Below are 23,785 nucleotides of genomic sequence, written 5' to 3'. Positions count from 1 at the left end.
CCGATGCGCTCGCTCGCCGCTTCCGCCCGCGCGCTTGCCGCGCAATCGCCCGACCAGCGGTTCGGTCGCGTCGTGTCGGTGCAGGGCGCGTTGATCGAAATCGACGGGCTGGCAGGCGCGGCGGAAATCGGGTCGCGGATCGCGATCGAGGCGAATGGCGGTCGGGTTGCCGCCGAAGTCACCGGAATCAATGCGGGGCGTGCGCAATGCCTGCCGTTCAGCGACCCGCACGGGTTGCGGTCGGGCACGATCGCCTGGCTCGAGCACGGCAGTTTTGCGGTGCGCCCGTCGTCGCGCTGGCTGGGGCGGATGGTGGACGGTCTTGGCCGACCGATCGACGGCCTGGGCGCGCTGCCCAACGGGCCGGACCCGCAACCGATCAAGGCACCGCCGCCGCCCGCGGCGGGCCGGGCGCGCGTAGGCGGACGGATCGCAACGGGCGTGCGCGCGCTCGACCTGTTCGTGCCGCTGTGTAGCGGGCAGCGGCTTGGGCTGTTCGCCGGGTCGGGGGTGGGCAAGTCGGTACTCCTGTCGATGCTCGCGCGCTGGACGGCGTGCGACGTCGCGGTGATCGGATTGATCGGCGAACGCGGACGCGAAGTGCAGGAGTTCGTGGAAGACGATCTTGGCCCGGACGGGCTTGCGCGCAGCGTCGTGGTGGTCGCCACCTCGGACGAGCCCGCGCTGATTCGGCGGCAGGCGGCGTGGACCACGCTCGCGATCGCCGAGCATTTTCGCAACCAGGGCCTGAACGTGCTGTGCCTGATGGACTCGGTCACGCGCTTCGCGATGGCGCAACGCGAGATCGGCCTCGCCAATGGCGAGCCGCCCGCGACCCGCGGCTACACGCCGACCGTCTTCGCCGAATTGCCACGTTTGCTGGAGCGCGCCGGGCCGGGGCTGCCGGGGCAGGGGACGATCACTGGCGTGTTCACCGTGCTGGTCGACGGCGACGATCACAATGAACCCGTCGCGGATGCGGTTCGCGGGATTCTCGACGGCCATGTCGTCATCACCCGGCGGATCGCCGAACGCGGGCGCTATCCTGCGATCGACTTGCTCAAATCGGTTTCGCGCACGCTGCCGCACTGTCTGTCCGAAGACGAGAACCGCATCCGCCTCGCCGCGCGCGCGGTGCTCGCGACGCATGGCGACATGGAGGAGATCGTGCGGTTGGGCGCTTATACGCACGGCGCCAATGCCGAGGTTGACCGCGCGATCCGGATCGCGCCGCAGATCGAAGCGCTGCTGACGCAGACCCGGCAGGACCGCGGCGACTCGCGGGACGCCTTCGCGGCGATGGCCGCGTTGATGGAGGAAAGCCATGCAGACACCCTATGACGCGGCACTGCGTGCGCTCGACCGCGAGATGGATGCGCTGACGCAGGTGATCTCGGCATCGGCCTCCCGCCTCGAGCAGGCCCGGACGCTGCACCATGCGCTGGTCGAAAAGATTTCGGCGGAGATGCGGCTTGCGGCGGGCGACTGCGGTCTGCTCGCGGACGGGTATCTGTTGCGCGCGCGCAGCGACCGCGATGCGCATGCCGCCGACGCCGAAAGCGCGGAGATCGAGCTCGACTTGCTGCGACACCGCGCCGCGCGGCACTATGCCGCGATGCGCGCGGTCGACTCCGCCGCCGAACAGTTCCGTCAGGATGCGCAACGCGCGGACGACCGGCAGCAGCAGGCGCTGGTCGACGATATCGCCGCCGCCCGCTTCGCGCGGATGCGCCGCCTGCAGCAGACCCGCCAACCATGACGCCCGCAATCGAAGCGGCGCGGCTGACGCCGACGCAACGCGCCAATCTGATCGAGGCGGCAGCGCACGGCGCCCTCACCAACCGCTTGTGGCAAGCCGCGCTCGGTACGGACACGCATGCCGCCATGACCGACGGCGCGCCCGATCCGGCGGCGCCCGGCGTCGGCGAGCCCGCGGCACGCTATGCCGACCGACTCGACCTCGCCAATCTGCTCGCGCTGTTCGACGCACGCCGCGGGCGCACGGCAGATGCGATTCCCGGCGATCCGGCCATGATCGATCCCGCATCCTGCCCGCCGAGCGGCGGCGACGGCGCGATGCGTAATCTCGGGCCGAACGCGATGCACGCCGAAACCCTGCGCGCGGCGGCAATGCGGTCGGGCATTCCCGATACTGCGCTCGCCGCGATCGTCCAGGCGGAGGCGGCGAAGGATTCGGGCGGCCGGTGGAATTGCTATTCGCGCAATCCGCGGTCCAGTGCGGCGGGCCTCGGACAATTTCTCGGCGGGACGTGGCAATCGATCGCGCAGAAGCCGGGGACGTGGCTCAACGCCGTGGCACAGCAGCGCGGCTGGATTGACGAGCGTGGCCGGATTCGTCCGGAATCACGCGCGGCGGTGCTGGCGATGCGCTACGATTCGACCGCGGCGATCCAGACGATCGCGGACTATGCGCGCAGCAACCTCGAGACGATCCGCCGCGCGGGCGTGACGGTCGGAAGCGATCCCGCGTCGATCGCGAAGTCGGCCTATCTCGGCCATCATCTCGGCCCCGGCGACGTTGTTCGGTTCCTCAAGGGAGACCTCGGCGAGGCGCGGGCCCGCACCCTGCTCGCCGCGCAGATCGGCAGCGGCGGCGCCACCCGCGCGATCGCCGCGACCGGCGACGCCAGTACCGCGCATCGCGCTTGGCTGACGGCCTATGTCGGGCGGAACGTCCAGCCGATGCGTTTTGGCTAGTCGCAAATTCATAAAGCGGGGGTCATCCTATCGGATGGGTAACCAAGCGGTTACCAACGAAAGCCCACGTTTTCCGTCACTTGTGAAAAAATCCCGGACGGTGAACCGGGAAACTACGTATGTCGCACTTATGACCCCGTTTAACGCCCGACGGCATGGTCGGGGCAACGGGAACAGCAACGGTGCCGCTCCCGAATGCCCCTGGGGAGCCCCATGTCCAGAACCACCATCGCGCTCGAACACGCCGTCGCCGAGGTCATTGCCAACCGCCCTGTCGACAGCGCCGCGCCGACGATGCGCCAGCGGATCCTCGCCGACCGTGCGTTTGCGGCGGTGCTCAAGATCATCGCGCCGCGCATCCGGCATTTCATCCGCCAATATGGACTGAGCAATCATTGGGACGATGCCGAACAGTGCTGCGCGATTGGCGTGCACCGCGCGATCGAAGCCTATGACCCGACCCGCGCGCAGTTCACCACCTTCGTCAACTGGCAGCTCCGCGGCGAATTGCAGAGCCTGCGGTTTCGCCTGATGACCGACCAGCGCCAGTCTGCCCGGCGCGTCGAGGCGACCACCGTATCGCTCCATGCCGCAACGATCGGTCCGGATGGCGAGCCGACCTCGCTCGAGGCGATGATCGAGGACGAGGGCGCGCTGGGCCGGACCGAGGCGGGGGTCGAGGGCATGATGGCGGACGAGCTGCGGACCGCGCTGATCGATGCCTATGTCGCGCAGCTGCGCGAGGTCGGGGTCGAGCAACTCAAGCGCAAGGCGCGCTCGGTGCGGTCGGTCCATGCCGACACGCCGTCGCTGCCGCGGTTCCGGGCCAAGCCGTCGACACCCGATCCCGCCGACCTGGCGGAGCTGGAGACGCGGATCGCCAACCAGCGCGCAATGGTCGAACGGCGCCTGAACGACGATCCGGCCTCCGCAGACGACGCCGAGACATGCCCGATCGAGCGCGAACGGATGCGCCAGGTCGCCAAGCGCGCCGCACGGGTGGTCGCCGAGATCGCCACGACCGACCCCCGCTTCGCCGGGTTCGCGGATCGCCGCAAGCTGCAGCCGCGCCGCCGCAAGACCGACCATGGCGCCGCCGAAACGTCGATCCTGCCGGACGCACGCGCGCCGCACAACGCGCTGGCTCGCGTCATCGTACTCGATCCCGCAGCGGTCGACGCGATCGAGGGTAGCGACCCGATCGAGCGTACGCTGGAGGCGATGCGCGGTGAATTTCCACGGCACGGCATCGCCGTTGCCTCCAGCAACCGGTTGCAGTGATGGAGCGCGTCGTGCGTCGTGAGGTGCGCGATCCCTGGCCCACGTCGGCATATGTCTCCCTGCCGCAGAGCGATGCGATGCTCGACCGGGTCGCGGCCAACTTCTGTCTCGCGATCCAGCCGCTGTTCCAGACGATCAATCCAGAAGCGGATCCGGTGCTGATCGCAACCTTCCGCGACCCTGCGACGGGGTCGATGCGACTGCGGTGCTGGGATCGGAGCGTACGCGAACGGGATATCCGGCTCGATCCGGCACGCCGCCACGATCGGCATATCCTCCGCGCCGCGACGGTCCTGAGCGAGCTTCTGTCGGTGCGCTGGCCCGAACCGATCCGGCCCGCGCGGATTGGCATGCTGAGCGACGGAACGGGAGTCGCGATCGCACCCGAAGATCCGTGTCCCGCGCGGTCCGGCTGGATCGCGCGGCGGCTTGCCGATCCGCGCGGGTTGATCGCATTGAAACGCTTCGCGCCGGACGGTGGTCTCGCGCTCCTCCAGGCACCGCGCCCGGCACTGCGGGCGCCCCACTAAACCGGAGGAATGGAGGATTTACCGTCTTCCCCCGAAGTCCTATGGTCCGGATTGGGTATGCCCGCGCGGCAAACTCGCTGTTGAAGGTTCACCCGATTGACGGAAGCTGAAAAGATGCCGTCCGTAAAACCGACCCTGTCGGTAGACCCATTACGCACGGTGGTGTTCCCCAACCGCGTGCGCGAAGCGCGACAGCGCGCGGGCTTTGCGCGACTGTTGCCCTTCGCGGGACGCGTCGCCGAGATTCCATATATCCGCCTGTCGAAGATCGAGCGTGGCGAAGTCGTCCCCCGCGCGCACGAACTTGCCAAGATCGCGGATGCGCTGGGGACTCGACCGGAGGACTTGCTGCTGGATGTGGAGGCGGCGCATTTCTCGATCGAACGCTGGGCTGCGCCCTTTGCCGATCGGCGCGCGCCCGATCTTCCGGAGGAAGTCTTCGCGCTGTCGCTGGCTGCGGCGATCCGGCTGCGACGGCAGGCGGACCGATCGCTGACGATCGCCGCGATCGAGCGGCGGTACGGGATCGCCCCGGTCACCTTGTCGCGCATCGAGAACGCGCAGCGGCCGTTCGCACGCTGGAACGCGGCGACCCGGGCGGCGATCTTCGCGCTGCTCGACGTCACCGACGAAGCAAGCCTGCGCGCACGGCTGGATCGCCTGTCCGCCGATGGGTCGTTGCACGCGACGGTCGCGACGATGCAGAATCCGACCGTGCGAACCCAGCGTATGCGCGAGCGGACGCTGGCGCTCCGCGCCGAAATCGTCGGCCTCGGTGCGGATGGCGCCAATCCTATGGTCGTCGGTGCGGCGGTCGCGCGGCGGCTGTCGGTGTTCGGCGCGCCGTTCGGGGACGGGCTCGTCGCGCGCGCGCCGACCGGAATCACGATCGCGGACACCAGCGCTTCGGGGCCACGGGCGTTCGGCCTGCGGCTCGGCCGTCCCACGTTAGGAGGCGGGTTGCCGGGAAATGCGATCGTGGTGGTCGATCCCGATCGCTATCCGACCGCGGGTGGGCTTGCGGTCGTGCGCGAAGGCGACGTGGCGGCGGTGTCGTATACCCCCGATGCCGATCCCGCCGCGACGCTGGCGACGTATCGAATCGTGGCAGTCACGGTGGACCGTGACGGTCGCATGTTTGGATACAGTACGGCACCCGCGATCGAAATCGCGCTCCAGGACCGTCCCAGCGAACATCTCGGCGCAATCGTGAGTGCCCATTTCTCCTGAACGGACGGGATCGTCGGAGTGCGGCTATGCACCTGTAACGGTTCGTCAACCGCTGTCTGGCATCGCCCCTTCAACGACTATTGCCTTTCATCGGTAGTCGTCGCTTATTGTGGTATTTACCTAATGCTTGGCCGAACGGGAGGACAGTGCCCAACTCTGCGGTTGCGCGTCCTGCAACAAACACCGTTCGGCGTTCCAGCGTCATCGCAAGCCTGTTGGTTTGCGGTGTCAGTACGACGGTTGGTCTGCTCGGTTGGTCGCTCGATCTTCCGCGCTTGCTCGATTATGGCTTCGTCGCCTTGCCGGCGCATCCCGAGGACGTCGCTGGCCTGCTGCTCGTTTGCCTCGCCTTTACCGCGACCCTGCGACCCGCGCCTGGGTGGCTGATCGCGACGTTGTTGCTGGCAGCCACGCTGATCGCGGCGTTGTGCGTGTTCGACCACCCCTTCGTTTCGACCGAGGGGGTGCACAGCGGGATCACGCCGGCGATCCTCGTCCTGCTGGTGATGAGCGTTGCGTTGCTGCGGTTGCGGCGGCTCGACCTGATGCGGGTCGCCGCGCTTACCGCCGCGCTGGCGGCGAGTATCGCCATGCTGGCGACGAGCGTGACGCTCGACACCGCCGGAGTGCAAGCGACCCCAGGGGCGGTACAGCCCACGACCGGCCTCGCCGTCGCGCTGCCGGTTGCGATCACCGCGCTGGTTCTGGCAGCCGCCATCCTGGTGGAGGCGTGCGACGGTGCGCTCGTCGCGTTGGCGCAGCAGGAACGGAGTGGTTGGCGCAATCTCCATTACGTGCTGCCGTTCATTTTCGTTACGCCCGCGCTGATCGTCGTGGTGCAAGGGATGATCCTTCCGCTGCCGCCCGACCTGATCCAGTTGATGGCGGTCGTTCCGCTGGAGACGATCATCCTCGGCTCGGTCATCTGGTGGCTGGTGACCGGGCTCGTCACCGAACGCATCGCAACGCGCGAATTTGCGCGCGCGCTGGACGGCGGTCCGATCGTGATGGTCGATCGTGGCGGGACGATCGTTCACTGGTCGCGCGGATGCGAGGAGCTGTACGGCTGGCCCGCTGCGCTGGCGGTCGGCCAGAACAAGCACGCGCTACTCCACGCCCACACGCCGGAGGGTATGCCGCCCCCCGCCTTCGGGACGCATCCGAAAAGCGGCGGGGTCGAATTGATCGAACGCCACCGCGACGGTCACGAAGTCCGCGTGCTCGAACAAGCGCGCAGCGTTGAAGGCAACGCCGCGCGGACGGTCCTGTCGATGAGCGACATCACCGCACGCGCCGCCGCCGAACGCGCGCTGGGCGACAGCGAGACGCGCTTGTTGCTCGCGGCGCAGGCCCATTCGATCGGGGTGTTCGAATGGGACGCGCACAGCAACGCGATCCATTGGGTCGGGAATACCGAGACGCTGCTGGGGATCCCCGCCGGCACGATTCGGGACTATGCGAGTTGGGCGACGGACGTCTTTCCCGAAGACCGCGTGACCATCGAGCGGCGCATGGCGGCGGCGATCTGGGCGAAAGCGGATCGGTTCTCCTTCACCTATCGCATGCGACGCCCGGACGGCGAAGTCCGCGTGATCGAGGGATCGTCGCGATGTTTCTACGACGAGGCGGGCCGCCCGGAACGCGCGATCGGCGTCAATATCGACGTCACTGACCGCGTCGCCAACGAAACGCAGCTCGCCGCACGCGAGGCGCAATTGCGCTCCGTGCTCGAAACGGTTCCCGACGCGATGATCGTGATCGACGAGAAGGGTGTCATCCTGACCTTCAGCCCTGCCGCCGAGCGGTTGTTCGGCTATGCCGCGCGGCAAGTGGTCGGCGCGAACGTCGCGATGCTGATGCCCGACCATCACGGCGCGCAACACGACGGCTATCTCGTTCGCTACCTCGAAACCGGCGTAAAGCGAGTCCTCGACCGGACGCGCTTCCTCACCGCCCGGCGCGCGGACGGGCAGGAAGTGCCGATCGAATTGCGCGTCGGGGAAGCCCGCTACGCGGACGTGCGGGTGTTCACCGGGTTCGTTCGCGACATTTCCGAACGGCTCGAAACCGAAGAGCGGCTCAATGCGCTGCGCAGCGAGCTGAGCCATGCCGGGCGGCTGAACGCGATGGGCGAACTCGCGGCCGGCCTCGCGCACGAAATCAATCAGCCGCTGACTGCGATCGCCAATTACCTCGCGGCTGCCCGTCGCGGGATCGCCCAGCGCCGGGACGACGCGTCGATCCTGCTCGAACAGATTACCGCAGCGGGCGAACAATCGCTGCGCGCGGGTGAAATCATCCGCCGGATGCGCGACTTCGCCGCGCGGCACGAAACCGACTCGCGGGTCGAGCCGGTCGAACCCACGATCCGCGAGGCGAGCGCGCTGGTGCTGGTCGGCTACGACCGGCTCGACGTGACGATTTCCTACGATCTTGCACCGGAAGCGACGTATATGCTCGCCGATCGCATCCAGATTCAACAGATCCTGGTAAATCTGCTGCGCAACAGCCTCGATGCGTTGTACACCATGCCAAAGGACGAGCGACGGATCAGGGTAGCGACGCGCGCACTGGATGCCGAATGGATCGAAATCGCGGTTTCGGACAGCGGCCCGGGGATTGACGAGGCAGTCCTGTCGCAACTCTACATGCCGTTCACGTCGACCAAGGGGGAAGCGGGCATGGGCATCGGCCTGTCGATCTGTCGTCGCATCGTCGAGGCGCACGGCGGCAGCCTGCATGCTGAAAATCTGGCCGTGGGAGGAGCGGCGTTTCGCTTTACCGTCCCGCGTGTCATCATCGAGCCGGGGGGCGAACAGCTATGATGCGAAGCGTATATGTCGTGGATGACGACGATCCGGTGCGGCTTTCGCTCCAGACGTTGCTCCAGCAGATTCCGGGATTGATCGTACGCGGCTATTCGTCGGGCGATGCGTTCCTCGGGGCGATCGACGCAACCGATCGCGGCGTCTTGCTGCTCGATTTCCACATGCCCGGCGCGACCGGACTCGATGTGTTGCGGGCGCTCCAGTCGAAACCCGACGCGTTTGCGACGATCATGCTCACGGGGCGCGGCGATGTCGCCATCGCGGTCCAGGCGATGAAGGCGGGCGCGCTCGATTTCCTCGAGAAACCGTACGATCCCGACCAGTTGATCGACGTCATCGACGCGGCCTTCTGCCGGTTCGAGGATGATTGCGCACGCAACGCCCGGGTCGAGGACGCGCGCAACCGAGTCGCGACGTTGTCCCCGCGCGAACGCGAGGTGTTGCTCGGGTTGATCGAGGGCCGCGCGAACAAGGTGATCGCGCACGATCTCGACCTGTCGCCGCGCACGGTCGAGATCTACCGCGCCAACATGATGGAGAAGCTCGACGTCGGCAGCCTGTCCGAGGCGTTGCGCCTTGCGTTCGCGGCGGGACTGGTGACGCCCGCCTGACCCCTGGACGCACGCTCAGGCAGCGAGCGCTTCCGCGGCGAGGCCGTCGAGGATCGCGCGGTTGACGCCGATCAGCGGGTCGATTGGCTCGCGCCCCGCGACGACGTCGCTGGTAAAGCGGTCGACCCACAAGGCGATCGAGATGATCCCCGCGCGTAAACTGTCGGGCAAGGCGTTCCCCGGCGCGCCGCACGCGGCGGCGAAGGTGTTCCACATCTCGCGGTTACGGTGGAGCACCGGCATCAGCCGCGCCCCGGCCAGACCCTGTTCGCGCGCCGCGATCATGTCCCCCACCATCTGCCCGATCAGGCGGCGCTCCGTGGCGCGGGGACTTTCGACAATCGTACGCGCGCGACGATAGGCTTCGACCGACATGAACGCTCCTGCAGCTGGATTTTGCCCTCTATTCTAGGCGGACGCGGGCTCGCCCGGTCGCGTCGGCGGCATCGCTGCGAAAACGCCTCGCCCGCAACCGCCAACCCCGACCGCACTCTATAATCTGCCAGACCGCGCTGTCGCCGGTCGGGAGGGGGAGAGGCACCGCACATGCTCAATGGCGTAGGGTTCGTGATCATTCTGGCCTGCGTCTTCGGGAGCTTCCTGATGAGCGGCGGCAAGATGGAGATCATCCTGCATGCGCTGCCGCATGAGATGATGGCGATCGCGGGTGCCGCGATCGGCGCGTTCGTCGTGTCCAACCCGTTCGGCGTGGTGAAGCAGGCGGGCGGGGGACTGCTCCGGTCGTTCAAGGGCAGCCGCTGGAAGGACCAGGATTACCGCGATCTGCTGACCTTGCTGTTCGGGCTGCTCGTCACCTTCAAGAAGGGGGGCGCGACCGCAATCGAACCGCATCTCGACACGCCGGCGGAAAGCCGCCTGTTCAACCGCTTCCCACGGCTGCTCAAGGACCATCACCTGATCGAGTTCATCTGCGATTATCTGCGGATGATGACGGTGAATTTCGAGGATCCGCATCAGCTTGCCGAAGCGATGGAGAATGACATCGAGGCGCACCACCATCACGAGCTCGGTCCGCAGCACGCGCTCCAGGCGATGGCGGATGGTTTGCCCGCGATCGGCATCGTCGCCGCGGTGCTCGGCGTGATCAAGACGATGGGGTCGATCGACAAGCCGGTCGAAGTGCTTGGCGCGATGATCGGCGGGGCGCTGGTGGGCACCTTTCTCGGCGTGCTGCTCGCTTACTGCCTGGTCGGGCCGCTCGCGTCGAAGCTGCTCCAGGTAATCGAGGCGGACGGCAAGCCGTTCGTCATCGCCAAGACCGCCATCGTCGCGCACGCACAGGGCATGCCGACCCAGGTCGCGATCGAGATCGCGCGCCGCGCCACCCCGTCGGACCATGCGCCGACGTTCCAGCAACTCGAGACCGCACTCGACGAGGCAAAAAATGACCTTAATGCTCAACCAGCCTGAGTCCGGCAGCGCGGTGGATACCGTCCACCTGCCCGCGCACGGCACCACCGTCACCGCCGAGGACCTCAAGGTCCGGCTCGTCCTCGCCGCCAATCTGGGCGACCGGATCATCGTGGATGCCAGCGGCGTGGAAAGCGTCGGGCAGGCGGTGCTCCAGCTGCTGATCGCCGCGCGGATCGACGCGGAGGCTTCCGGCCACGCCTTCGCCATCATCCATCCCAGCCCCGCCTTCACCGCGCGCATAGCGGCGCTCGGTCTCAATCACACCCTGGCGACCACCGCCGAGGAGGACGTTCAATCGTGAGCAAATTGATCCTGACCGTCGACGATTCCGCCAGCATGCGGATGCTGTTGAAAACCTCGCTGACCGCGCAGGGCTTCAGCATCGAATCCGCCAATGACGGGGTCCACGGGCTCGCCCGGATGCACGAGGTGCAGCCGGACCTGCTCATCACCGACATCAACATGCCCGAGATGGACGGCTTCGAGCTGATCGAGGCGGTGCGGGCGCTGCCGCAGTTCCGCGGGACGCCGATCCTGGTGCTGTCGACCGAATTCTCGGACGAGAAGAAGGCGCGCGCGCGCTCGGCGGGCGCGACCGGGTGGATCACCAAGCCGTTCGAGGCGGCCAAACTGGGAGCGGCGATCCGCCGGGTGTGCCCATGAGCGACGAACTCGATGAAATCCAGGCGATCTTCTTCGAGGAATGCGCCGAAGGATTGCTGGCCGCCGAACAGGGACTGGCGGCGATGCAGGGGGGCGACACCAGCCCCAAGACGATCGCCAGCGTGTTCCGCGCGGTCCATTCGATCAAGGGCGGGGCAGGGGCGTTCGGCCATGCCGCGCTGACCGCGTTCGCGCATCGGTTCGAGAACGTCCTCGATGAGATCCGCGCCGGGCGGATCGCCCCGACGCAAAGCGTGATCACCGTGATGCTCGGCGCGTTCGACAAGGTGTCGGATCACGTTGCGGCTGCGCAGGGCACGATGGGCTTGCCCGACGACGCCGCCTCACTCGCCGCGCTGGAAGCGGTGCTCGCGGGACAGGATGCCGCCCCCGCTGTGGTCGAGGCGCCCGCGCCGGTCCAAGTGCCGATCGTGGTCGAAGCCCCCGTGTCCGAGGAGATCGATCCGTTCGGGTTCGAGCCGGTGACGGTCGCGATCGAGGATCTTGGCGGGTCGGATGCCGCACCCGCGATGCCGGTCGATCCCGAATGGACGATCCTCTTCGCGCCGTCGCGCGACGCGATGGCCAATGGCGCCGAGCCGATCCTGGTGATCCGCGAACTCGAGGGGATGGGCGCGCAGGTCGTCGGCGTCGATACGAGCGCGCTGCCGCCGCTCCGCGACCTCGACCCCGAGAACGCCTATCTGCGCTGGACGATCAGCCTGCCCGGCGATGTCGGCGAGGACCAGATCGGCGACTGTTTCGACTTCGTCGCGCCCGATTCGATCGTCGAAGTCACGCGGACGAACGGCGAACCGCTGCCGCCCGCGCCGGTGGAACCGGATGCGCCGCTGCGCGAACCCGGCGCAATCCACGATCTGCTCCACCGCGTCGAGGCGGCATCGCCCGCGATCTTCGCCGCCGCGACCACCACGGCGGCAACCACTGCAGCCGACGCGCCGGCAAAACAGGATCCGCGCACGGCGGACACCGCCTCGCAGACGATCCGCGTCGATCTGCACAAGCTCGACATGCTGCTCAATCTCGTCGGCGAACTCGTCATCCGCGGGTCGATCCTGTCGGACCGGCTGTCGCCGGCGGACCAGCAGCGCGTCGAACTCCCCGAACAGGCCCGGCTGACACGCGAAATCCAGGACACGGTGATGTCGCTCCGCGCACAGCCGATCCGCCAGGCGTTCAATCGCGTGCCACGGATGCTGCGCGACCTGACCGCCGAGACCGGCAAGCAAGTTGTGTTCGAGACGCAGGGCGAGACGACCGAAGTCGACAAGGGCGTGATCGAGAAGATCGGCGATCCGCTGACTCACCTGATCCGCAACGCGGTCGATCACGGGATCGAATCCCCCGACGAGCGGCTGCGCGCCGGCAAACCCGCGCAAGGCACGATCCGGCTGTCGGCTGCGCAGAAGGGCGCGCGGATCATCGTCACCGTCGCCGATGACGGCCGCGGGATCGACCGCGCCCGCGTTCGCGCCAAGGCGATCGAGAAGGGCTTGATCGGCGCCGATGCGGTGCTGTCGGACGAAGAGATCGACCAGCTGATCTGCGCGCCCGGCTTCTCGACCGCGACGACCGTGTCGAACATTTCGGGGCGCGGCGTCGGGATGGACGTGGTGCGCTCGAACGTCGAGGCGCTCGGCGGGCGCGTCGACATCAGCTCCACGCCGGGGCGTGGCACGGTCTTCACGCTCGTCCTGCCGCTGACGCTCGCGATCCTGGACGGGATGGTCGTGCGGTTGGCGGGGCAGCGCTTCGTCCTCCCGCTCGCGCATGTCGTCGAGGCGATCCGCCCCGAACCGGGCCAGGTCCGATCGACCACGCCGGGGAGCGAAGTGATCGAAGTGCGCGGCACCTATCTGCCCGTGCGTCGCCTGATCCAGACCTTCGGCCTGCCCGACCCGAACCCGCTGCCGCCCGAGGAATCGCTCGTCATCATCGTCGAGAGCGAGACCGCCGGGAAGGTCGGCCTGATCGTCGACACCATCGACGACCGCCGCGAGGTGGTGATCAAGAGCTTGGAACAGAACCTCCACCCGATCCGCGGACTGGGCGGAGCCACGATCCTGGGCGACGGCTCGATCGCGTTGATCCTCGACGTCGACGCGCTCGTCGCTCCCCTTTCCCGCACCCTGACACGAGGACTTGCCGCATGAGCATGACGGAAAATGCCGGCGAACTGAAAATGGTGACGTTCGCACTTGGCCAACAAACCTTCGGTATCGACATGCGCTCGCTGATCGAGATCCGCGAATGGGCGCCGCCCACTCCGCTGCCGAGCGTGGCGAGCTACATCCTTGGCGTGACCAACCTGCGCGGCACGGTCGTGCCGATCGTCGGGCTGGCCGAACGCCTCGGCTGGACGCCGAGCGAAATCCACAGTCGCTCGTGTGTGCTGGTCGTCAGCATCGCGGGCAAGCAGGCCGGGTTCCTGGTCGACGAGGTCAACGACATCGTCGCGATCAAGGAAGACGCGATTCAGCCCGCGCCCGACGTCGAGATCCAGGATACCAACGTGATCGCCGGTCTGGTGCAGATCACCACGCGCGGCAGCGAGGGCGACGGCGATGCCGCCGCGTCGAGCATGGTGCTGATGCTCGATTTGGACGCGCTGACCGTGACCAGCACCGCCGCCACGGCCGCATCGGCGATCGGCGCGCATGGCCTGCACGACGCCGCCGCCGCCACCCCTGCGTCGGTCCCGGGCGGCCTGGATCTCGCGGCGTGAGCTTTTCGGGCCTTGCCGCCGCGCCGATCGAGGTGGGCACGACCGACGGGCTCCCGGTCCTCGGCGATGCCGAGTTCACCGCGCTGGCGCGGATCATGCAGAGCGATGCGCGGATCCATTTGCCGATCGCCAAGAAATCGCTGGTGCACTCGCGGCTCGCGCGACGCGTGCGCGAGAACAAGCTCGACAGTTTCCAGGCCTATGTCGCGCTGATCGAGCGCGATCCGGAGGAGCGGCGGCGGATGGTGACCGCGCTCACCACCAACCACACGCACTTCTTCCGCGAGAACCATCACTTCGAGCATTTTCGCGAAACCGTGCTCCCGCGCTTGCGCGCACGGGCAGCGAATCGTCCGGTGCGGATCTGGTCGGCGGGCTGCTCGAGCGGCGAGGAAGTCCATTCGATCGCGATGACGCTGCTCGGCGACTCCCCGAGTGAAGCGCGCTGGATGCAGGGCCGGGACGTACGGTTGCTCGCGACTGACATCTCGCCGCCCGTGGTCGCCGCGGCCAGTCGCGGCTGGTATTCCGACACGACGGTCGAACCGATCCCGGCGGCGTATCGCAAGGCCTGGCTCGTTCCGGACGACGGGGGCTTCCGCGTCAGCGACACGGCGCGTCGGCTCATCACCGCGCGCGTGCTCAACCTGTTCGAACCCTGGCCGATGCGCCAGCAATATGACGCGATCTTCTGTCGCAACGTCATGATCTATTTCGACGATACCGCGAAGGCCGAGCTGGAGGCGCGGCTCGTCGACCTGCTCGCGCCCGACGGCTTCCTGTACATCGGCCATTCCGAACGGCTGATCGGCAGCGCGGCGGAGCGGATGCGCGCGTGCGGCCAAACCATCTATCAACCCAAGGGAGCGGCATAATGGTGCGCACACGCGTCCTGATCGTCGACGATAGCGCAGCGATGCGCGCGGCGCTGACGCGGATCCTGTCGTCCGACCCGTTGATCGAGGTCGTCGGTACGGCACCTGAGCCGCATGCCGCGCGGACGTTGATCCGCGATCTCAACCCCGATGTCATCACGCTCGATGTCGAGATGCCCGGCATGGACGGGCTGTCGTTTCTCGAACGGATCATGCGGTTGCGCCCGATGCCGGTCGTGATGGTCTCGTCGCTGACCGCGACGGGCGCCGCGACGACGATCGAGGCCCTGCGGCTGGGCGCGGTCGATTGCGTCGCCAAGCCGACCGGCGGCCCGGCGGGGTGGCAAGCGGATGCCGCCTTGCTGTGCCAGACGGTGCGCGACGCCGCCGCGTCGCGCGCGCGGCGCACCCACGTCCAGCGGCGCGCCGCGACGGGCACCGCGCGCACTGGGTTCCGCCCGAGCCTCATCGCGATCGGTGCATCGACTGGCGGGGTGGAAGCGCTGTTCCATATCCTGCCGCAATTTCCGGCGGATTGCCCGCCCGTGCTGGTCGTCCAGCACATGCCCGCGGCCTTCACCGCCAATTTCGCGGACCGGCTCAACCGGGATTGCGCGGTGACCGTGCGCGAAGCGCAGGACGGCGCGCCGGTCTTGCCGGGAACCGTCTATATTGCACCGGGGGGGACGCATCACATGGTTCTCGACGGCGGTCTTTCGGGCAAGGTCCGGCTGATCCCCGAGGACCGGGTCAACGGACACCGTCCGTCGGTCGACCTGCTGTTCCGTTCGGTCGCACCGCTCGGTGCCAAGGCGGTCGGCGCGATCCTGACGGGAATGGGGGACGATGGCGCACGCGGCTTGCTCGCGATGCGCCAGGCCGGGGCGCGGACCTTCGGCCAGACGCGCGGGTGCTGCGTGGTCTGGGGAATGCCACGAGTTGCGCTGGAAACCGGCGCGGTCGATCAGGAAGTCAGTCTGTCGCAAATGGCCGGCGCGATTCTCGCCGCCTGCCGCGACGGGCAGCATAGGGAGCGATAAATGCCTGCCGCGTCAGCAATCAAGGTCATGGTGGTCGACGATCAGGCGAGCATGCGCGCGATGATTCGGCGTGCGCTCCAGGATTTCGGCTTTAAGGACATCCGCGACAAGGGGTCCGCCAGCGAAGCCTTCGCCGCGATCCGCACGGACCGCGTCCACCTCGTCATTTCCGATTACAACATGCCCGACATGGACGGGATCGACCTGTTGCGCGCGATCCGCACCGACGAGGTGCTCGCCAAGACGGTGTTCATCATGCTCACCGGATCTTCCGATCGCGAGATCGTGCAGAAGGCGGCGGCGCTCGGGGTCAACAACTATCTGGTCAAGCCATTCGCGCCCGCCGCGCTGAAGGAAAAGATCGAGCGCGTCTTCGGTGCGCTGACATGAGCGCACTGGCCGCGCGCCGTATTCCGATCATCCAGGGCGAGCATGCTGTCGTACGGGAACCCGATGCGATCATCTCGACATTGCTGGGGTCGTGCATCGCGGTCTGTCTGCACGATGCCGAGGCGCGGATCGGCGGGATGAACCACTTCCTGCTGGGGGAGCCTCAGGCCGACCAGCAACTGCGCGACGTCGACCTGCAGCGCTACGGGGTCCATGCGATGGAATTGCTGATCAACGCGATGATGAAGGCGGGGGCGGAGCGCAGCCGGCTGCGCGCCAATCTGTACGGCGGGGCCAACATCATCGCGGGGCTCGGCGGAATCGGGTCCGCCAATGCCGCCTTCGCCAAGCGCTTCCTCACGACCGAAGGCATCACCGTCGGTCAGAGCGACACCGGCGGGACGCTGGCGCGCAAGGTCGAATTCCGTCCCTATGACGGGAAGGTGCGGTGCAAGACCGTCGCCGACCGCCCGCTGCCGCCGCCGATCACGCCCCGCATACCGGCTGGGTGTGGCGAAATCGAACTCTTTTGATGGTAAGGCCGATGACCCTCTCCGCCACCGCTCCCGCCGAACCCTGCGCCGACGCTGCCGTGATGGCGACGCTGCACACCGCGATCGCGGATGAATTGCGGCGTGTCCGCAACCGTGTCGAGGCACTGGCCGAGGCGCTGGTCGGCGATACCTATTTCGTCGAGCATTTCCTGGAGCAGCTCCAGGCGTTCGACATGATCGTCCAGTCGACCGACGAAACCGCAGCGGTGCTCGAGCGGCTCGCCGCGGGTAGCGACATCCATGCCGCGATCGCGCCGGTCCGGCTCGGTTGCGTGCATCAGCGGTTGCACGCCGCGCTGCGCGAAGGCTGACCGATATGGCCAGCGCCGCACCCAATGCGCGCCCGATCGTCATCCGCAAGATCAAGAAGTCCGGCGGCGGCCACCACGGTGGCGCGTGGAAGGTCGCCTATGCCGATTTCGTGACCGCGATGATGGCGTTCTTCATGCTGTTGTGGCTGATCAGCAATCCCGACAAGCAACGGCTGAAGGGGCTCGCCGAATATTTCACGCCCTCGCCGCCGGTCACGGCCGCTTCGGGGTTCGGGGAAAATCCGGGCGAACGCCCGGGCAATGGCGGCTATGCGCGCAAGATGGACGCGGATGCGGCCAAGCGAAGCGGTGTTCCCGCGATGGACGCGCAAAGCGCGGGCGTCGCACGCGGCGGCACCGCGACGGTCCCCGACGCATCGCTGCGCGTGCTCGCGCAGGAATTGCGCGTCGCGCTCGATACGCTGCCGCCGGGCGAAACGACCAGCGCGAGCAAGGTCGAGGCCGACGGTGAAACCCTGCGGATCACGCTGATGGATACCGCCAACCGCCCGATGTTCCAGGGCGGTACCGCAAAGCTGAACGCCTTTGCGGCCGGCCGCATGGCGACGATCGCGACCAAGCTCGCCAAGGGTGGCGCGCGGCTGACGATCGAAGGTCATACCGACGGCGCGGGCGGGCAAAGCGAAGCGAACTGGCGTCTGTCGGGCGAACGCGCCCTCGCCGCGCGCGCGGTGCTGCTCGCGAGCGGGCTGACGCCGGACCGGATCGCGGGCGTCGTCGCGATGGCGGCGACCGAGCCGGTCTATCCCGACCAGCCCGACCGCCCCGAGAACCGCCGGATCACGATCGTCGTCAAGGGCGAGAAACCCGCCTTGCCGAGCGACGCGAGCTTCAAGTTCTGACGATGGGCAAGATCCTGCTTCCACTCCTCATCCTGCTGCTCGGCGCGGGCGTCGGCGGCGCGAGCGGGTTCGGCGTGCGCCAGGTCCTCGGGCCGCCCGCCGCCGCTGGGCCCAGCAAACCGGCGAAGGTGGAGACCACGCTGGTCCCGCTCCCGCGCATGACCGCGCCGCTGGTGCTGCCCGACGGTCGCCTGTCGGGCTATGTCGCGTTCGAGGAACAGCTCGAGGTGCCGAGCGAAGAGGCCGCGCGCGTCACCGCGCAGTTGCCGTATCTGCAACATGCAATCAACATGCGGACCTATCGTATTCCGCTTGCGGCGGGGCGGGACGGCGCGCTACCCAATATCGATGTGTTTCGCCGCGTGACGTTGGATGCGGCGACCGAAGCTTTTGGCCGCGGTGTAGTGCGGCGTGTAGCGGTGACGCAGGCCGTTCCTGCATGATGAGTCACGAGGACGTGGGATGAACGATCCGCAAACGATGGCGAACGATCGCCGCAAGGCACGCGACGACCGGCTCGTCACGACCTTGCTGCTGGGTCGCGTCGTCACGCCGCATGGCGACACGGTGTGCCGGATCCGCAACCTGTCGCGGGGCGGCGCGAAGATCGAGATCCGCGCGCCGATCGCGGTCGGAGATGCGATTTCGGTGGAATTGCGCGGCACCACCCTGGTGGCGGGAACCGTAGCGTGGGTCGCCGGGAATGCGGCGGGGATCGCCTTTGCCGAACAGGTCGAAAGCGAGATGCTGCTCGGGCATTCCGCACCGGGGCAATTGCGCCAACGCAGCCCGCGGCTCAGCGCGGATTGTCCCGCGATCCTGCGCGTGACGGGCCGTGTCTTGTCCGCACGGCTCCACGACATCGGCCAGCGCGGCGCCTGTATCGGCGGCGTGGGGGATCTTCCGCGCGACACCAGCGTGCGGCTGGAAGCCGCGGGCCTAGGCCAGATTCCGGCGGTGGTGCGCTGGTCGAAGCCAGATGCGGTCGGGCTGTTTTTTCCCGAGCCGATCCCGTTCGCCACGCTGTCCGCTTGGTCGCAGGACACCGCCACGCGCTTTTCCGCGCGGGGGTAAGCGCTGGCTTCACCCCGTCGCAAAGCTCCGTACCAGCGACCCCGCGACCAACGCCCAGCCATCGACCAGCACGAAGAAGATGATCTTGCACGGCAAGGCGACCGTCGCGGGCGGGAGCATCATCATCCCCATCGCCATCAGCACCGCCGACACCGCGAGGTCGATGACGAGAAACGGCAACAGCAACAGGAAGCCGATCTCGAACGCGCGGCGTAGCTCGGAAATCATGAATGCGGGCACCAGCGTCGCCAGCGGCACGTCGGCACGTTTCGCCGCGGGCGTGCGCGACAGGCCGTTGAACAATGCGACATCGTCATCGCGCACCTGGCTAAGCATGAAGGTGCGGAACGGCGCGGCGGTCGCCGCGAACGCGACCGCCTCGGTCGTCTTGCCTTCGGTATAGGGCTTTACCCCCGCCTGCCACGCGCTCTCGAACGTGGGAGTCATCACGAACAGCGACAGGAACAGCGCCAGGCTGATGATCACCGGGTTGGGTGGCACCCCCTGCGCACCAAGGCCCGTCCGCAGCAGCGACAGCGCGACGACGATCCGCGTAAACGACGTGATCGTCATCAGAATGCCGGGCGCAAGGCTCAGCACGGTCAGCATCGCGACCAGCCCGATCGTCTTGCCGCTCATCGATCCGCCGCCGCCGAGCGACAGCGTCGCCTGCGCGAGCGCATCGGTCGGCAGCAGCACCAGCGGCACGACCATGGCGAGCAACGCGCGCTTACGCATGCGTCGCCTCCGTCACCAGCGCGCCGAAATGCACCGCGTCGAACGCCTCGATCGCAAGATGCCCCTCGGGCGCGATCAGCAGGAGATGCTCGCGCCCGTCGCGGCGCACCAGCACCAGGCTCCGCCGGGGATCGACGGTGATCCGCTCGACCAGTTCGAGCCGGCGTTCGCGGCGCGGGGCGGCACCGATCCGTCCCGGCAAGCGCAGGTCGAACCGCCGCACCGCCCACAGCGCCCCCGCCAGCCCGCCCAGCACCAGGGCGAGCGCGCCCATCATCCGGAGCAGCGGGAGCAGCGTCACGCCTGAACCCCGCGCGCGACGACTTCGGTCACTTCGATCGCCATGCGCTCGCCGGTCACCTGGATCCGCCCCTTGGCGACCAGCGTGCCATTTGCGTAAATGCGCGAGGGATCGTCATGCCCGCAATCGAATGCGATCGTCGCGCCGCGGCTCATCTTGAGCACCTGGCGGATCGGCAAACGGACCGAGCCGAGGACGATCGAGACCTCGACCGGCACGGATTCGAGAATGGACATGCAGCAGTCCCCCTTTCGCCCAGACTTATAGAAGCGAAATCGGGGCGACCCGGACCCGACCCGGAAAATCTTGCCTATAAGGGTCTCGGGGGCGGCAATCCTTGCCTGCCTCCCGCGGTCTGGATCGGGAACGCACATGGGGCAGGACAGCACGGTATCGGTTTCGGCATCGGGTCTGCGCGCGCAATCGCTGCGGATGCGGATCATCGCCGAGAACCTCGCCAACCAGAGTTCGGTCGCGACCACGCCGGGCGGCGCGCCCTATCGCCGCCGGGTCCCGACCTTCAAGGCGGAGGTCGACCGCGCGAGCGGCGCGACGACCGTCAAGGTCGGTAGCGTGGCGACCGACAAGTCCGAATTCCAGCGCGTCTATCAGCCGGGCAATCCGGCCGCGGACGCGCGCGGCTATGTGCTGACGCCCAACGTCAACGGTCTGGTCGAAATGGCCGACATGAAGGCGGCGCAACGCTCCTACGAAGCCAATCTCAACGCGATCGAGGCCGCGCGCGGCATGACCATGCGCACGATCGATCTGCTGAAATGAAGGGTGCCGCAGCGCCCACCCCTACACTTCGTCATGCTGAACGTGTTTCAGCATCCACCGTGGTCTTGCCCGACGTGACGTCGGATGCGCTGCCCGGTGGATGCCGAAACAAGTTCGGCATGACGGCGGGGTGCGGTGGGGTGGGTGCCCAAAAAACGACGCAACACTAACGCTCAAACAAGGACCGTAACCCATGTCGATCGGGGCTCTCGATGCCGCAAACGCCTACGGCCGCGCTGCCGGCGTAACACCGTTCGGAAACGCCGCGCCGCCGTTCGCCGGCGTCGAGCAACCCGACGCGGGCGGCGGGTTTGGCGCATTGGTCTCGCACCTCGTCGGCGATGCCGGGCAGGGCTTGCGCGCCGCCGAAACCGCATCCGCCAAGCAGATCGCGGGGAAGGGCGACCTGATCAACGTCGTCACCGCGATCGGCGCGGCTGAAAGCGCGCTCGACACGATGGTCGCGGTGCGCGACCGTGTCGTCGGCGCGTATAGCGACATCATGCGGATGCAGATCTGATGGACGCCGCTGCCGCGATCGAGATCACGCGCGCCGCACTGGTGCTGATCCTCACCGTCGCCGGTCCGATGCTCGGCGCGGCGCTTGTCGTCGGGCTCGCGATCGGGCTGTTGCAGGCGTTGACGCAGATCCAGGAACAGACGCTGACGTTCGTGCCAAAGCTCATCGCGATGGGGGCGATGTTGCTCCTGTCGCTACCGATGATCGGCGCGGCGCTCAGCGATTTCATGCGCATCATCGCCGACCACGTTGCGCACGGCTGAGCGCATGCTCGACCAGTTCCCGCTCCAGGCGACCGCCTTCCTGATCCTGTTCGCGCGAGTCGGCGCGGTGCTGATGCTGCTCCCGGTGTTTTCAGAAGACGCGATCCCGCCGCGCGTGCGGTTGCTCGCGGCGGGCGGGATGACGCTCGGCCTGTGGGGGTTGTTGTCACCCGCAGTGCTGCCGCTGGCCGGGCGCAGCGATGCCGCGCTCGCGGGAACGATCGCCGCGGAACTCGGCACCGGTCTCGCGCTCGGGCTGATGATCCGGCTGATGTTCCTCGCGATCTCGATCGCCGGGTCGATCATCAGCCTGCAGGTCGGGCTGTCCTCTGCGGTCATCTTCGACCCTGCGCAAAGCAGCAGCGCGCCCGAACTGTCGCGCTTCCTCGCGGTTGCGGCGGCGGTGGTGTGCCTGGCGAGCGGGGTGCATCATCTGTGGATCGGCGGGCTGATCCGATCCTACACCGCGTTTCCCGTCGGCACGGTACTCCCCGCCGCCGATCTCGCGCAGCTTGCGGTGCGGGTCGCGGGCGACACGATGACGCTCGGGGTGTCGCTCGCGGCGCCGCTGATCGTCTACGGGATCGTGTTCAACGTAGCCCTCGGGCTCGCGGTGCGGGTGGCGCCGAGCATCCAGTTGTTCTTCATCGCCCAACCACTCAACCTGCTGCTCGGGCTCGGCATCGCCGCGAGCACCGCGGGGGCGACGCTGACCGCTTTTGCCGCCGCGATGGGGCAGTCGATGCAGCGCATCTGGGGCTGATCGCATGGCCGGTGACAAGGACCAGAAGACGCACGACCCGACCGAGAAACGGCTCGAGGACGCGCGCAAGAAGGGCGACGTCGCGCAGGCGCCCGAGCTGCGTCACGCCTTCGGCTTCGTCGCGATGCTGATCGCAACCGGCAGCGTCGGCACGATCGCCTTCGCGCGGCTCGGCACGGGTCTCGCGCATCTGTGGGGCAATGCCGAGGCGGTCCCGCTCGCGCCCGATGGCGCGCACGCGCTGCTGACCGCCTTGTTCGGCGCGACCTTTGCCGCGCTGCTGCCGCTGTTCGCGTGCCTGATCGGCTGTGCGCTGATAGGCGGGGTGGTGCAGGCGCGCCCGATGCTGGTGTGGTCGCGGATCGCGCCCAAATGGTCGAAGCTGTCGCCGATCGCGGGGGCGAAGCGGCTGCTCGGCCCGCGCGCGCTGGTCGAATTCGCCAAGACGCTCGCCAAGCTGATCGGGGTCGGCACGATCGCGTTCGTTGCACTGCGGCCGTTCGTACCAGGGTTCGCGGCGATGGTCGGTCTCGATCCAGTGGCGATCGGGACGCTTGCGGGCGGGATCGTCGCGCAACTGATCCGCTCGGTCGCGATCCTCGTCGGCGCGATCGCGCTATTCGACTTCGTCTGGCAGCGGCGCAGCTGGATGGCGAAGATGCGGATGTCGCTCCAGGAGATCAAGGACGAGCACAAGCAGCAGGAAGGCGACCCCAAGATCAAGGCGAAGATCCGCGCGATCGGGATGCAGCGCGCGCGGCGGCGGATGATGGCGGCGGTGCCGACCGCGAGCGTCGTCATTACCAACCCGACGCATTTCGCGGTCGCGTTGCGCTATGATCACGGCAAGGGCTCCGCGCCGATCGTCGTCGCCAAGGGTACCGATGCGGTCGCGCTCAGGATCCGCGAAGTCGCGACTGCGGCAGGCGTGCCGCTGGTCGAAAACCGCCCGCTCGCGCGCGCGCTGCACGCCAGCGCGGAGATCGACCGCCCGATCCCGCTCGAACATTATGCCGCCGTAGCCGAAGTGATCGGCTACGTCCTGCGGCTCGCGCGCGAACGGGGGTGAAGCCCAACACCGGGTTGATCCGATCACAGTGATCGCTTATCTCGCGGCCTTCGCTCTTGGGGAGTAGCCACCCGCGCGATCGCGGGGCCATCGTCAACATGCTTGTCCCGTCCGGGGCATGGCGATGGCAGCAAACCGCGCGTTTGCCCGGCAAGACCAATGACCGCGCTCCCCCGTTCCGTGGCCCGGGGTCCGCGAGTCAT

30 protein-coding genes and 1 riboswitch are annotated in these 23,785 nt (G+C 67.7%); of the genes, 26 read left to right on the top strand and 4 right to left on the bottom strand.

Translation table 11 applies throughout. From position 1 onward, the window contains the following. The first annotated feature begins 3 nt into the window (after positions 1-3). The 8 genes from fliI to ABIC16_RS18195 all read left to right on the top strand — a co-directional run bounded on the left by fliI (position 4) and on the right by ABIC16_RS18195 (position 9,198). On the top strand, positions 4-1,341 hold the full coding sequence (gene fliI / locus ABIC16_RS18230) for a flagellar protein export ATPase FliI (protein ID WP_354292142.1): 1,338 nt from the start codon (positions 4-6) through the stop codon (positions 1,339-1,341). Then, the gene (locus ABIC16_RS18225; RefSeq protein WP_277969021.1) at positions 1,325-1,759 is read left to right on the top strand and encodes a hypothetical protein; all 435 of its coding nucleotides are present in this window, start codon (positions 1,325-1,327) and stop codon (positions 1,757-1,759) included. The genes fliI and ABIC16_RS18225 overlap by 17 nt, the downstream gene beginning before the upstream one ends. Then, the gene (locus ABIC16_RS18220; RefSeq protein WP_354292141.1) at positions 1,756-2,718 is read left to right on the top strand and encodes a peptidoglycan-binding protein; all 963 of its coding nucleotides are present in this window, start codon (positions 1,756-1,758) and stop codon (positions 2,716-2,718) included. Before ABIC16_RS18225 ends, ABIC16_RS18220 begins: the two co-directional genes overlap by 4 nt. A 213-nt stretch (positions 2,719-2,931) precedes the next feature. Beyond that, on the top strand, positions 2,932-3,999 hold the full coding sequence (locus tag ABIC16_RS18215; RefSeq protein WP_354292140.1) for a sigma-70 family RNA polymerase sigma factor: 1,068 nt from the start codon (positions 2,932-2,934) through the stop codon (positions 3,997-3,999). Between the two features lie 11 nt (positions 4,000-4,010). After that, positions 4,011-4,529 carry a hypothetical protein gene (locus ABIC16_RS18210; protein WP_277969018.1) on the top strand — a complete coding sequence of 173 codons (519 nt, stop codon included), beginning with the start codon at positions 4,011-4,013 and terminating at the stop codon, positions 4,527-4,529. Between the two features lie 114 nt (positions 4,530-4,643). After that, complete coding sequence (locus tag ABIC16_RS18205) at positions 4,644-5,759, top strand: helix-turn-helix domain-containing protein (RefSeq protein ID WP_354292139.1); 1,116 nt, start codon at positions 4,644-4,646, stop codon at positions 5,757-5,759. 215 nt (positions 5,760-5,974) lie between these two features. After that, positions 5,975-8,584 (top strand): PAS domain-containing sensor histidine kinase, encoded by a 2,610-nt coding sequence (locus ABIC16_RS18200; protein WP_354292138.1) that lies wholly within the window; start codon positions 5,975-5,977, stop codon positions 8,582-8,584. Beyond that, on the top strand, positions 8,581-9,198 hold the full coding sequence (locus ABIC16_RS18195; protein ID WP_354292137.1) for a response regulator transcription factor: 618 nt from the start codon (positions 8,581-8,583) through the stop codon (positions 9,196-9,198). The genes ABIC16_RS18200 and ABIC16_RS18195 overlap by 4 nt, the downstream gene beginning before the upstream one ends. A 15-nt stretch (positions 9,199-9,213) precedes the next feature. On the opposite strand, the gene ABIC16_RS18190 is transcribed toward ABIC16_RS18195, so the two are convergent. Then, a complete protein-coding gene (locus ABIC16_RS18190; protein ID WP_354292136.1) occupies positions 9,214-9,573 on the bottom strand; it encodes a flagellar biosynthesis regulator FlaF in 360 nt (119 codons plus the stop codon). 171 nt (positions 9,574-9,744) lie between these two features. Between ABIC16_RS18190 and motA the strand changes: the two genes are divergently transcribed. Genes motA through ABIC16_RS18125 form a run of 13 tightly spaced genes read left to right on the top strand, consistent with a single transcriptional unit; the run spans position 9,745 to position 19,148 of the window. Then, the gene (motA, locus tag ABIC16_RS18185; RefSeq protein WP_277969013.1) at positions 9,745-10,629 is read left to right on the top strand and encodes a flagellar motor stator protein MotA; all 885 of its coding nucleotides are present in this window, start codon (positions 9,745-9,747) and stop codon (positions 10,627-10,629) included. After that, complete coding sequence (locus tag ABIC16_RS18180; RefSeq protein ID WP_277969012.1) at positions 10,604-10,933, top strand: STAS domain-containing protein; 330 nt, start codon at positions 10,604-10,606, stop codon at positions 10,931-10,933. Before motA ends, ABIC16_RS18180 begins: the two co-directional genes overlap by 26 nt. Continuing rightward, positions 10,930-11,295 (top strand): response regulator, encoded by a 366-nt coding sequence (locus tag ABIC16_RS18175; RefSeq protein ID WP_277969011.1) that lies wholly within the window; start codon positions 10,930-10,932, stop codon positions 11,293-11,295. Before ABIC16_RS18180 ends, ABIC16_RS18175 begins: the two co-directional genes overlap by 4 nt. After that, entirely contained in the window at positions 11,292-13,469 is a 2,178-nt protein-coding gene (locus tag ABIC16_RS18170; RefSeq protein ID WP_354292135.1) for a chemotaxis protein CheA, read from the top strand. Before ABIC16_RS18175 ends, ABIC16_RS18170 begins: the two co-directional genes overlap by 4 nt. Further along, positions 13,466-14,041, top strand: a complete 576-nt coding sequence (locus tag ABIC16_RS18165) for a chemotaxis protein CheW (protein ID WP_277969009.1) — start codon at positions 13,466-13,468, stop codon at positions 14,039-14,041. The genes ABIC16_RS18170 and ABIC16_RS18165 overlap by 4 nt, the downstream gene beginning before the upstream one ends. Then, on the top strand, positions 14,038-14,916 hold the full coding sequence (locus ABIC16_RS18160; protein WP_502958329.1) for a CheR family methyltransferase: 879 nt from the start codon (positions 14,038-14,040) through the stop codon (positions 14,914-14,916). Before ABIC16_RS18165 ends, ABIC16_RS18160 begins: the two co-directional genes overlap by 4 nt. Next, the gene (locus ABIC16_RS18155; RefSeq protein WP_277969040.1) at positions 14,916-15,956 is read left to right on the top strand and encodes a protein-glutamate methylesterase/protein-glutamine glutaminase; all 1,041 of its coding nucleotides are present in this window, start codon (positions 14,916-14,918) and stop codon (positions 15,954-15,956) included. Before ABIC16_RS18160 ends, ABIC16_RS18155 begins: the two co-directional genes overlap by 1 nt. Beyond that, entirely contained in the window at positions 15,957-16,346 is a 390-nt protein-coding gene (locus ABIC16_RS18150; protein ID WP_277969008.1) for a response regulator, read from the top strand. It begins immediately after the preceding gene. After that, positions 16,343-16,879, top strand: a complete 537-nt coding sequence (locus ABIC16_RS18145) for a chemotaxis protein CheD (protein ID WP_354292134.1) — start codon at positions 16,343-16,345, stop codon at positions 16,877-16,879. Before ABIC16_RS18150 ends, ABIC16_RS18145 begins: the two co-directional genes overlap by 4 nt. Before the next feature lie 11 nt (positions 16,880-16,890). Beyond that, a complete protein-coding gene (locus tag ABIC16_RS18140; protein ID WP_277969006.1) occupies positions 16,891-17,211 on the top strand; it encodes a hypothetical protein in 321 nt (106 codons plus the stop codon). Between the two features lie 5 nt (positions 17,212-17,216). After that, positions 17,217-18,074: a flagellar motor protein MotB gene (locus ABIC16_RS18135; protein ID WP_354292133.1), complete on the top strand. Its 858-nt coding sequence runs from the start codon at positions 17,217-17,219 to the stop codon at positions 18,072-18,074. A gap of 2 nt (positions 18,075-18,076) precedes the next feature. After that, the gene (locus ABIC16_RS18130) at positions 18,077-18,517 is read left to right on the top strand and encodes a hypothetical protein (RefSeq protein ID WP_354292132.1); all 441 of its coding nucleotides are present in this window, start codon (positions 18,077-18,079) and stop codon (positions 18,515-18,517) included. Positions 18,518-18,536: 19 nt separating this feature from the next. Next, on the top strand, positions 18,537-19,148 hold the full coding sequence (locus ABIC16_RS18125; RefSeq protein ID WP_277969003.1) for a PilZ domain-containing protein: 612 nt from the start codon (positions 18,537-18,539) through the stop codon (positions 19,146-19,148). Positions 19,149-19,157: 9 nt separating this feature from the next. On the opposite strand, the gene fliP is transcribed toward ABIC16_RS18125, so the two are convergent. From fliP to ABIC16_RS18110, 3 genes are read right to left on the bottom strand one after another with little or no spacing between them, the layout of a single operon-like run. Continuing rightward, the gene (fliP, locus tag ABIC16_RS18120) at positions 19,158-19,886 is read right to left on the bottom strand and encodes a flagellar type III secretion system pore protein FliP (RefSeq protein ID WP_277969002.1); all 729 of its coding nucleotides are present in this window, start codon (positions 19,884-19,886) and stop codon (positions 19,158-19,160) included. Further along, positions 19,879-20,187, bottom strand: coding sequence for a FliO/MopB family protein (locus ABIC16_RS18115; RefSeq protein ID WP_277969001.1), 309 nt, complete (start codon positions 20,185-20,187; stop codon positions 19,879-19,881). Before ABIC16_RS18115 ends, fliP begins: the two co-directional genes overlap by 8 nt. Beyond that, positions 20,184-20,423, bottom strand: coding sequence for a FliM/FliN family flagellar motor switch protein (locus ABIC16_RS18110; RefSeq protein WP_277969000.1), 240 nt, complete (start codon positions 20,421-20,423; stop codon positions 20,184-20,186). Before ABIC16_RS18110 ends, ABIC16_RS18115 begins: the two co-directional genes overlap by 4 nt. A 136-nt stretch (positions 20,424-20,559) precedes the next feature. On the opposite strand from ABIC16_RS18110, the gene flgC reads away from it, so the two are divergent. The 5 genes from flgC (at position 20,560) to flhB (ending at position 23,582) form a co-directional block, all read left to right on the top strand. Continuing rightward, entirely contained in the window at positions 20,560-20,967 is a 408-nt protein-coding gene (gene flgC / locus ABIC16_RS18105; RefSeq protein ID WP_277968999.1) for a flagellar basal body rod protein FlgC, read from the top strand. 193 nt (positions 20,968-21,160) lie between these two features. Next, complete coding sequence (fliE, locus tag ABIC16_RS18100; RefSeq protein ID WP_354292131.1) at positions 21,161-21,487, top strand: flagellar hook-basal body complex protein FliE; 327 nt, start codon at positions 21,161-21,163, stop codon at positions 21,485-21,487. Then, positions 21,487-21,750 (top strand): flagellar biosynthesis protein FliQ, encoded by a 264-nt coding sequence (fliQ, locus tag ABIC16_RS18095; RefSeq protein ID WP_277968997.1) that lies wholly within the window; start codon positions 21,487-21,489, stop codon positions 21,748-21,750. The genes fliE and fliQ overlap by 1 nt, the downstream gene beginning before the upstream one ends. A gap of 4 nt (positions 21,751-21,754) precedes the next feature. Further along, a complete protein-coding gene (locus ABIC16_RS18090) occupies positions 21,755-22,513 on the top strand; it encodes a flagellar biosynthetic protein FliR (RefSeq protein ID WP_354292130.1) in 759 nt (252 codons plus the stop codon). A gap of 4 nt (positions 22,514-22,517) precedes the next feature. Then, entirely contained in the window at positions 22,518-23,582 is a 1,065-nt protein-coding gene (flhB, locus tag ABIC16_RS18085; RefSeq protein ID WP_354292129.1) for a flagellar biosynthesis protein FlhB, read from the top strand. Between the two features lie 47 nt (positions 23,583-23,629). Then, a riboswitch (yybP-ykoY riboswitch) is annotated at positions 23,630-23,731 on the top strand. The last annotated feature ends 54 nt before the right edge of the window (positions 23,732-23,785 follow it).

This window comes from Sphingomonas sp. PvP055 (assembly GCF_040546365.1).
In the GTDB taxonomy this organism is placed as follows: domain Bacteria; phylum Pseudomonadota; class Alphaproteobacteria; order Sphingomonadales; family Sphingomonadaceae; genus Sphingomonas; species Sphingomonas echinoides_A.
Note: the sequence above shows the minus strand (reverse complement) of the source record. Positions and strands in the feature narration are given on the sequence as shown.

What these genes read in the sequence shown, in the direction of transcription:
- ABIC16_RS18155 (WP_277969040.1), top strand. Translation starts at nt 14,916, where the DNA reads ATGGTGCGCACACGCGTCCTGATCGTCGACGATAGCGCAGCGATGCGC.
- ABIC16_RS18220 (WP_354292141.1), top strand. Translation starts at nt 1,756, where the DNA reads ATGACGCCCGCAATCGAAGCGGCGCGGCTGACGCCGACGCAACGCGCC.
- ABIC16_RS18145 (WP_354292134.1), top strand. Translation starts at nt 16,343, where the DNA reads ATGAGCGCACTGGCCGCGCGCCGTATTCCGATCATCCAGGGCGAGCAT.
- ABIC16_RS18090 (WP_354292130.1), top strand. Translation starts at nt 21,755, where the DNA reads ATGCTCGACCAGTTCCCGCTCCAGGCGACCGCCTTCCTGATCCTGTTC.
- fliP (WP_277969002.1), bottom strand. Translation starts at nt 19,886, where the DNA reads ATGCGTAAGCGCGCGTTGCTCGCCATGGTCGTGCCGCTGGTGCTGCTG.
- flgC (WP_277968999.1), top strand. Translation starts at nt 20,560, where the DNA reads ATGGGGCAGGACAGCACGGTATCGGTTTCGGCATCGGGTCTGCGCGCG.
- ABIC16_RS18150 (WP_277969008.1), top strand. Translation starts at nt 15,957, where the DNA reads ATGCCTGCCGCGTCAGCAATCAAGGTCATGGTGGTCGACGATCAGGCG.
- ABIC16_RS18190 (WP_354292136.1), bottom strand. Translation starts at nt 9,573, where the DNA reads ATGTCGGTCGAAGCCTATCGTCGCGCGCGTACGATTGTCGAAAGTCCC.
- ABIC16_RS18225 (WP_277969021.1), top strand. Translation starts at nt 1,325, where the DNA reads ATGCAGACACCCTATGACGCGGCACTGCGTGCGCTCGACCGCGAGATG.
- ABIC16_RS18140 (WP_277969006.1), top strand. Translation starts at nt 16,891, where the DNA reads ATGACCCTCTCCGCCACCGCTCCCGCCGAACCCTGCGCCGACGCTGCC.
- flhB (WP_354292129.1), top strand. Translation starts at nt 22,518, where the DNA reads ATGGCCGGTGACAAGGACCAGAAGACGCACGACCCGACCGAGAAACGG.
- ABIC16_RS18215 (WP_354292140.1), top strand. Translation starts at nt 2,932, where the DNA reads ATGTCCAGAACCACCATCGCGCTCGAACACGCCGTCGCCGAGGTCATT.
- ABIC16_RS18165 (WP_277969009.1), top strand. Translation starts at nt 13,466, where the DNA reads ATGAGCATGACGGAAAATGCCGGCGAACTGAAAATGGTGACGTTCGCA.
- fliQ (WP_277968997.1), top strand. Translation starts at nt 21,487, where the DNA reads ATGGACGCCGCTGCCGCGATCGAGATCACGCGCGCCGCACTGGTGCTG.
- ABIC16_RS18135 (WP_354292133.1), top strand. Translation starts at nt 17,217, where the DNA reads ATGGCCAGCGCCGCACCCAATGCGCGCCCGATCGTCATCCGCAAGATC.
- ABIC16_RS18110 (WP_277969000.1), bottom strand. Translation starts at nt 20,423, where the DNA reads ATGTCCATTCTCGAATCCGTGCCGGTCGAGGTCTCGATCGTCCTCGGC.
- motA (WP_277969013.1), top strand. Translation starts at nt 9,745, where the DNA reads ATGCTCAATGGCGTAGGGTTCGTGATCATTCTGGCCTGCGTCTTCGGG.
- ABIC16_RS18195 (WP_354292137.1), top strand. Translation starts at nt 8,581, where the DNA reads ATGATGCGAAGCGTATATGTCGTGGATGACGACGATCCGGTGCGGCTT.
- ABIC16_RS18170 (WP_354292135.1), top strand. Translation starts at nt 11,292, where the DNA reads ATGAGCGACGAACTCGATGAAATCCAGGCGATCTTCTTCGAGGAATGC.
- fliI (WP_354292142.1), top strand. Translation starts at nt 4, where the DNA reads ATGCGCTCGCTCGCCGCTTCCGCCCGCGCGCTTGCCGCGCAATCGCCC.
- ABIC16_RS18125 (WP_277969003.1), top strand. Translation starts at nt 18,537, where the DNA reads ATGAACGATCCGCAAACGATGGCGAACGATCGCCGCAAGGCACGCGAC.
- ABIC16_RS18180 (WP_277969012.1), top strand. Translation starts at nt 10,604, where the DNA reads ATGACCTTAATGCTCAACCAGCCTGAGTCCGGCAGCGCGGTGGATACC.
- ABIC16_RS18205 (WP_354292139.1), top strand. Translation starts at nt 4,644, where the DNA reads ATGCCGTCCGTAAAACCGACCCTGTCGGTAGACCCATTACGCACGGTG.
- fliE (WP_354292131.1), top strand. Translation starts at nt 21,161, where the DNA reads ATGTCGATCGGGGCTCTCGATGCCGCAAACGCCTACGGCCGCGCTGCC.
- ABIC16_RS18130 (WP_354292132.1), top strand. Translation starts at nt 18,077, where the DNA reads ATGGGCAAGATCCTGCTTCCACTCCTCATCCTGCTGCTCGGCGCGGGC.